General features: G+C 34.5%; 5 protein-coding genes and 1 pseudogene. 5 read left to right on the plus strand and 1 reads right to left on the minus strand.

Features of this window, described 5'->3' with window-relative positions; genetic code table 11:
- Nucleotides 1-29: 29 nt before the first annotated feature.
- The 5 genes and pseudogenes from spoIVB (at nt 30) to JCM9157_RS22545 (ending at nt 5118) form a co-directional block, all read left to right on the plus strand.
- Nucleotides 30-787 (plus strand): annotated as a pseudogene (gene spoIVB, locus JCM9157_RS22525) (SpoIVB peptidase).
- Between the two features lie 203 nt (nt 788-990).
- Nucleotides 991-1539 carry a ferric reductase-like transmembrane domain-containing protein gene (locus JCM9157_RS22530; protein ID WP_052013324.1) on the plus strand — a complete coding sequence of 183 codons (549 nt, stop codon included), beginning with the start codon at nt 991-993 and terminating at the stop codon, nt 1537-1539.
- A gap of 194 nt (nt 1540-1733) precedes the next feature.
- A complete protein-coding gene (locus JCM9157_RS22535; RefSeq protein ID WP_035668659.1) occupies nt 1734-2345 on the plus strand; it encodes a DUF1405 domain-containing protein in 612 nt (203 codons plus the stop codon).
- Nucleotides 2346-2586: 241 nt separating this feature from the next.
- Complete coding sequence (gene asnB / locus JCM9157_RS22540) at nt 2587-4503, plus strand: asparagine synthase (glutamine-hydrolyzing) (protein ID WP_035668667.1); 1917 nt, start codon at nt 2587-2589, stop codon at nt 4501-4503.
- Nucleotides 4504-4701: 198 nt separating this feature from the next.
- Nucleotides 4702-5118, plus strand: a complete 417-nt coding sequence (locus JCM9157_RS22545) for a rhodanese-like domain-containing protein (protein ID WP_035668670.1) — start codon at nt 4702-4704, stop codon at nt 5116-5118.
- Between the two features lie 95 nt (nt 5119-5213).
- On the opposite strand, the gene JCM9157_RS22550 is transcribed toward JCM9157_RS22545, so the two are convergent.
- Nucleotides 5214-6050, minus strand: coding sequence for a cupredoxin domain-containing protein (locus JCM9157_RS22550; RefSeq protein ID WP_035668673.1), 837 nt, complete (start codon nt 6048-6050; stop codon nt 5214-5216).
- Between the last annotated feature and the right edge of the window lie 208 nt (nt 6051-6258).

A 6258-nucleotide genomic window follows, 5' to 3' on the forward strand; every position in this document is an offset into this window, starting at 1 on the left:
ATGGTAATCCTATAAGTAGGGCGGTTCAAGTGGAAGAGATTGTTCAAGAAGCTGGCGAGAAAAATGACATACTAAAAATAGAAATAAGGAGAAAAAAACAATTTTTATTAAAAGAGTTAACCCCTTTAAGAAATAAAGAGGATGGCAAATTTCAATCCGGTCTATATGTACGTGATTTCACGGCAGGTATAGGTACTTTAACATTTTTTCATCCTGATACGAATAAATACGGGGCACTTGGTCACGTTATATCAGAAGCTGAAACTAATCAGCCAACCGTTGTTTATGATGGACAAATTGTGTTGGCATCTGTTTCATCAATTGAGAAAGGGGTTAGCGGTGAACCTGGTGAAAAGATAGCCAAATTTTTACCTAATCAGGCGTTTTGGGGTTCTGTAACGATAAATAGTCCTTTTGGTCTTTTTGGAGAAGTATTCAATAAAGGTACTATTTTTGACCAACCTATTCCTGTAGCGTCTGCTGATCAAGTTAAAGAAGGTCCCGCTAAAATACTTACGGTTTTAGAGGGAGATAAAGTACAAGAATTTGATATTAAGATTCTTAAATCAAATCCAAGAAAATCTCCCACAACAAAAGGTTAATCATTAAAGTCACTGATCCTAAATTACTGAAAAAAACAGGAGGGATTGTACAAGGGATGAGCGGTAGCCCAATTATTCAAGAGGACAAGTTAATTGGAGCGGTTACGCATGTTTTCGTTAATGACCCAACATCGGGCTATGGTGGACACATTGAATGGATGTTACAAGAAGCGGAAATTAAGTAGAGCTAAGAATATACTAGTTAGGTGACTAACTAGTATATTTCTTCTATATCATCTTCATACATTCTACAAACATGCAGGGTATACTCCTACAGTAGATTGAGGAGGTGTGCGATGAAAAATAGTACTTATAGACAAATAGTTATAGGGGGATTTTCTCTTATACTAGCTTATCTATTTTTCAAAGTAGAGAACTCTGGGATCCAATGCATGCTTGGAACAGAGCATTTGCAGATGTATCATTACTATTCTTAAGTGTAATTTTGCTTCTAGGATCCCTTTCTAAAGTATTCAAAACAATTAGAAAATGGCTAGTTTGGAGAAGAGAACTTGGGATATGGACAGGCGTTACGGCAATTGTTCATGTATTGATTCTCCTTGATGGCTGGGTTCAATGGGAAGTATTCCGGTTCTTTTTCGTTTTTAGTCCATTTGCAGGGGATTGGGTGTTGCATCCTGGATTTGCTTTAGGTAATTTATTGGGGATTGTAGCGTTGGTATATGTTCTTATCTTAATGTTAACTTCAAACACGATAAGTAAAAAGATATTGGGATTAAAAGCTTGGAAACATGTTCAACAAACTGTACATGTCTTTTACCATATGGTAATTTTGCATACGGCTTATTTTATTTTTATACACAACCCAGATTCACCTAATTGGCTACAAGCACCCTTCATCATCACTATTACATTAGTCTGGCTAAGCTCTTTAATAGGATTTTGGTTTACCGTAAAAGAAACTAGAAGAAAGTAAAGGTAAATAAATAAGTGGTTCCTTACTAAGGTTAGGAGCCATTCATTTTGTTGTCATAAGAAATTAAGCAATTAGCTTTCTTAAAAAAAATTTCATGAATCCTCTTCATAGTTTCTACACAATTAAGTGCAATACTCTATAACACAAAGCTTGTAAGACTAATTTTAAATAGGATGTAGAAAGAAGGAAATTTATTGATTTACTTGAACTGGCTTATTAACTGGCTTGGGCGAAAACGTACTATTTGGTTATTGTTTATGACCAATTTGTTGGGAACGATCTACGGATATATATGGTATATGCCTCAATTAGTTGAAACGGAACTTTGGTTTTGGCCGTTTGTCCCAGATAGTCCAACTGCTAGTTTGTTTTTTACCATTACGTTGCTATCCTTTTTAGTAGGGAAAAAGTGGCCGCTAATAGAAGCGTTTGGTGCTGTGACTTTGTTTAAATATGGAATTTGGGCAGTTGTCATGATTGTGGCAACAAGTTTTACTGGAGGTACTCTTCATTGGACAAGTTATATGTTAATTGTTTCTCACATTGGAATGGCAGTTCAAGCACTCTTTTTTAGTCGATACTTCCGTTTTAAATTAAAACATTTGTTAATTGTAGCACTATGGACATTAACAAATGATATATTGGATTATTCTCTGGGGATTTTTCCTTGGTTATATTCTGGACTTCATCCCTATTTAACTTATATTTATTTCTTTACTGTAAGTCTAAGTATAACAAGTATTCTCGTTTTTTATGTGTTGGTGGCAAGGATAACTGGACAACACAAGAATGATAATTTTGTTTGAGTAAATTCGGTGTACTCCATAAAAACATGACCACAAAATTAGAGGTCGTGTTTTTATGAAGTCATGTCTTTAATCTTTAATTTCATAATAATTTTTGGGGTTCAAAATTGGTGGGTACTGTGGTGTTGAACATTAAATTAATCCCCCTTTTTTTCACATGAATTCTCCATGAAAAAAACAAACATTGAGGATAATATTATTATCTGATCTATAACAAAAAGAAGTATGAGGTGTTTTCAAAATGTGTGGTTTTGTTGGCTATGTAAATGAACAAAAAGTAATAGGAAATAAAGAAAAAAATGAAATAAATAATATGCTTAACTTGATTCATCATCGTGGACCAGATGACACAGGTTTTTTCAAGGATGATCACATCGTTTTTGGATTTAAAAGGCTAAGTATCATTGATGTGGAAAATGGCAATCAACCTATCTCCTATGAAAATGAGCGTTACTGGATGGTATTTAATGGTGAAATTTATAATTACCAGGAACTACGTAAAACCTTGGGGAATATAGGTTACACGTTTCAGACTTCATCAGATTCAGAGACAATTCTTGCTCTTTTCAGTCATAAAAAAGAAGAAGCTTTTTCTGACTTAAGAGGAATGTTTGCTATTTTGATTTGGGACAAGCAGGAGCAAACGATGTACGGGGCACGAGACCCCTTTGGTATCAAACCATTGTATTATACGAATGGTGAAAGTGAGCATGAACTATATTTCGCGTCTGAGAAAAAAAGTTTAGAAGCACTTGAAAACAATAAATCTATAAATAAGGAAGCATTACATCATTATTTAACTTTTCAATATGTGCCGGAGCCGTTAACGATGACAACTGATACGTTTAAAATAGAGCCTGGCTATTATTTCATCAAAAAGAAAGGGGAGGGGTTAATCCAAAAAAAATATTGGGAGCCAATCTTCAAACCAAGTCAAGGCAATCTTGAGACAAGTTCTAAACAGATAGCACAAACATTAGAAGAGTCTGTAAATTGTCATATGATTAGTGATGTTCCATTAGGAGCTTTCTTATCTGGTGGAATTGATTCCACTTGTATAGTAACATTAGCGAAAAAAATTAATCCTGCCATTAAGACATTTACTGTTGGATTTGAGCAAGAAGGTTATCATGAACTAAATCCTGTGAAGCAAACAGTGGAAGCTTTGGAGGTTGAAAATTCTTATTATCAAGTTTCAGTTACTGAATTTATTGAGGAACTGCCTAAAATTATTTGGCATTTAGATGATCCCGTTGCTGACCCAGCAGCTATTCCCCTTTACTTTTTAGCAAGGGAAGCTGCCAAACATGTAAAAGTTGTCTTATCTGGCGAGGGTGCAGATGAACTGTTTGGAGGCTACCGAATTTATAAGGAGCCTTTGTCACTCCGTCCTTTATCGACTCTTCCTGATAGTGGTAAAAGAATGATGAACTTTATTCTTAACAGAGTTCCACAAAAAGTAAAGGGAAGAAATTATATAGAGCGTGGGCTTACACCAATTGAAAAGCGTTACATTGGGAATGCGAAAATGTTTTCGGAAGCCGATAAATTTAAGTTACTGAGCCAGTATCAATCAGATTATAACTATGAAAAGATCACTACGCCATTTTATGAACAAATTCAACACCTTGATGATATTACGAAGATGCAATATATCGATCTTCAGACATGGTTACGAGGTGATATTCTAGTGAAGGCTGATCGAATGACAATGGCGCATTCATTAGAACTCCGTGTTCCATTTTTAGATAAAGAAGTCTTTAAAGTGGCTGCTAACCTTCATCCCACTATAAAGGTAGATAAATCACAAACGAAAATTGCTCTTAGAAGTGCTATGAAGCACATTGTACCAGAGCATATTGTCAATCGAGCTAAGCTAGGATTTCCTGTTCCAATTAGACATTGGTTACAAAATGAATTGTACGATTGGGCTAAAAATTTGATTATGGATAGTCAGACTGATTATTTATTTAAGAAAGAAGAGATTCTTCATTTGCTTGAACAACATCGTAAAATCAATTTGGCTGAGAGTTCAATATTTAAGAGCAAAGGGGATTATAGTCGTCCATTATGGACAGTACTGACTTTCATGCTTTGGCACCAAGTCTTTATTGAAAAGGTCTATGAATTTGGTACTACTATGGAGCATAGTAAATAGTTTTAAGTTTTTTCATTGAACATGTTGAATAAAGTTATTCAACATGTTCGGCTATTTTTGCTGTATGTTGAACGCTTCTAACAATGCTTGTTTCCTACTTAAGGGGGGTTACATGTTACAGTTTTAATACATATCCTTTTCTCTAATCTTTTAAATAAGCAAGAAAAAATATAGAACTGGAAAAAGGAGCGAGAAATGATGAGGAAATACCTTTTACCTTTAAGTTTTATCGTTGTAATAGTCATTTCAATTGTAATTGTTGTTAATCCATTCCAAACAGCTACCTTAGAAGAGGACCCTATAAGTCAAAAATGGGATGATATTGACCAAGAGGAAGTACTGATGGAGGTTGGTAACGAATATGTAGAAGTAGTTGATTTACGAGAAGTGGAGCTCTATAAAGAGGGGCATATATCTGGAGCCATCAATATCCCCTATGAAGAGTTTCAAGACCGCTATAATGAATTAAATCAAGAAAAACGGATTATTCTTATTTGTCATACAGGAAGAATGGGGGTTGAAAGTGCCGATTTTCTTGTTGAAAAAGGATTTGATAAAGTAGCTAACTTCGGAGGTGGCATGGCTGTATGGGATGGACCTCTTTCAACAGAATAAAGTTCATTTCCTTTTTTAAAACAATAAAGAATTGTCTAGAACTAAAATGCTTATCCCTACTAGTTTGAGTGAAAAGTAAGTAGGGAAGCTTTATCTTATAATTCCGTAACGATTATAGTAGCTGTCATTCCAGCTGCTTCATGTCCAGGTATGGTACAAACGGCTTCGTACGTACCGGATTTTAGAAAAACAACTGACATACTTTCAGAAGTACCAGGCATCGCATGAAGATGAAAATCCAACCCTTTAATCTCAAAATCATGTTGCTCTATTCCGTTATTAACTAGAGTTAGTGTTACCTCCTCACCAGGTAACACTTGAACTTGATCTGGACCAAACTGATATTCATTCGCATCCATTATTATTTCTTGATTATTTACATGATCGGCATGATGATTTGTGCTGTTATTAAATTCAAAAGTAAAGTAGTGAAAGCTGAGAATAAACAAACAAACAAGAGTAAAGTATGGAAGTGGGTGTGAAATCAATGAATTATTGTTTGATTCCTTATTAATTTCATAAACTAAAAGTAAATAAATTAGAAAGAAAATCCCAACAGTCCAAAGACTCATTATGTTTAAAAGTTGGTTATAATGTTCAGGGGAAATCATAACACCTAACATCGTTCCCATCATTCCCCCCATTACTCCAGAAATGAGTCCATCAATAATCGCGATCAAGGAGTAAGGAAATCCTGCTATTACACCAACGAACCCGCCAATTAACATGCTTAGAACAGTAATTTCAAAAAACAAGTCAGGAAATAAAACTGCAGAGAACGTACCTATACTTAATCCGGTAATCATTCCAAGAGTCATTGAAACAACCATCCCAATCATATTGCTTAGTTTTTCTTTAAATAGATAGGAAAGACTTATTAACCAAGTTAATAAAAGGATAAAAACAATACCGAGCACGACTGGTTGAAGCAATTTATTCTCTCCCTTCATGTTCATACTTTTAGTTTATTAGCTTAAAAGATTAAATATGTACAAGGGTTACTATTTCTTTAAATGTTCACACATCGGGAGAAAGTGGATATAAATAATTTACTAGGTAAGGTGAAAGTACGTGAGGTGAGACAACTGAAAAGAAACATTCCTATGGTGATTATAATAATTAGCTTTATTTTTTCTTTTT

This window comes from Halalkalibacter akibai JCM 9157 (assembly GCF_000513135.1).
GTDB lineage: Bacteria > Bacillota > Bacilli > Bacillales > Bacillaceae_D > Halalkalibacter > Halalkalibacter akibai.

Excerpts from the sequence above, each read along its gene's own strand:
- JCM9157_RS22530 (WP_052013324.1), top strand. The coding sequence starts at position 991 with ATGCATGCTTGGAACAGAGCATTTGCAGATGTATCATTACTATTCTTA.
- asnB (WP_035668667.1), top strand. The coding sequence starts at position 2,587 with ATGTGTGGTTTTGTTGGCTATGTAAATGAACAAAAAGTAATAGGAAAT.
- JCM9157_RS22545 (WP_035668670.1), top strand. The coding sequence starts at position 4,702 with ATGAGGAAATACCTTTTACCTTTAAGTTTTATCGTTGTAATAGTCATT.